At 40.4% G+C, this 1,350-nt stretch carries 2 protein-coding genes; one reads left to right on the top strand and one right to left on the bottom strand.

The genetic code is table 11. The features are described 5' to 3' along the window. Nucleotides 1–675: 675 nt before the first annotated feature. Nucleotides 676–915, bottom strand: a complete 240-nt coding sequence (locus QUA38_RS28910; protein WP_333167960.1) for a hypothetical protein — start codon at nt 913–915, stop codon at nt 676–678. A 233-nt stretch (nt 916–1,148) separates the two neighbouring features. Between QUA38_RS28910 and QUA38_RS28915 the strand changes: the two genes are divergently transcribed. Beyond that, nucleotides 1,149–1,350 (top strand): DUF4347 domain-containing protein (locus QUA38_RS28915; RefSeq protein WP_333167962.1); only part of this gene is annotated, 202 nt, incomplete at its 3' end.

Genomic DNA, 1,350 nt, shown 5'->3' on the forward strand with positions numbered 1-1,350 from the left:
GTTTAACTGCTTATCAATCTATTCAACAAGCTCTCTCTACTGATGGCTCCCTTTTTTCCCCTAGTTGAGCAATTACGTTTATTCTAACTAACTTAGGTAGTTTATCGGAAGTTATCGCTGCTTATAAGCAACGGATGGGAATTGACGAAATGTTCCGTGATTGTAAAACAGGAGGCTATAATTTAGAGGGTACAGGGTTAAGAGAAGACCGATCAATAAAATGATTATCTTGATTACAATTGCCTATATTCGTGACGTTATTGAAGGTGATATAGTCAAAACAAAGCATTTACCAAAATATATTCCTTGCATCAAATAACCACAAATAACTTATCGCATACGCAGTGAACTTTGGAGTGGCAATTATAGCCAACAGTGGGTTAATTATCTTGAAAAATATGCTGAACCTGTGGAAAACTCAATGAAGTTAACTTGTAATAAGCGTCACTTTTATCAAAAAAGTCTCAGGACTAGAACCTTTCTCAGGCAAGGTTTCTAGCTATATTTTTCACCCCCAGGAGCGCAGCAGTTGCCCTTAATTTGATGAATCCTCACCGTTTAAGAGATTGGTTTCCCCTATTTCTGCTACTTTACCTCATAGCATCGGCAAATGCTGTAAATTCCGTGTGATCGCGGATGGCAAAGCTGCAGAAATAGGGGAAACTGATAGATAGGTTAAATAAAAATGAGCGAAATAAACAAGGTCGCTGGCAGTTCCAGAAGCTCTGGATCCAAGGCGGTATCTACCCCTAAACTAACTTTTGGAGGACGCAATGTGTGGGCTTCTTTAAGAGAAACGACTCTATTCTCGGAATAGGAAAATTTCCCATCCAAAAGCTTTGTATTCAAGGACTCTAGCATCAATGAAGGTGAATATTTTGTTTCCAAAATTTTGGCTGGGGAATCTGACTGCATCGAGAAAAAAACCTCGGCACTTCAAAAATATGCCTCTATCCTGAGAGATTGATAAAGTTTGCACAAGTTCTGACGCCAGCTCGAACCCACTGCAATTAGGCTCTGTTATCTTCAGTTTAGATTACCTCGATCCATACAAAAGTTAATTGCCAAAATCGCACAGTTATCAAATAAGCTTGATGAGATAGCTCCGGGGCGTATCTACCAATAATGCCCTTAATGGAGTCTCCAATATGAGTTCTAAGTTCGCTCAAGTTAACTCACAATCTTCTTTTGAAAAACGGCCACGGCGCTCCTTAGTGTTCATTGACTCCGGCGTGAAAGATTACGAGTCAATTGCAGCGGGAGTGCTGCCGGCACAGCAGGTAGTAATACTCGATCGCACCAAAAACGGCATCGAACAAATCACCTCGGAAATTGAAAAATACGCCTCTA

Source organism: Microcoleus sp. Pol12B4 (assembly GCF_036701385.1).
Classification (GTDB): Bacteria; Cyanobacteriota; Cyanobacteriia; order Cyanobacteriales; family Microcoleaceae; genus Microcoleus.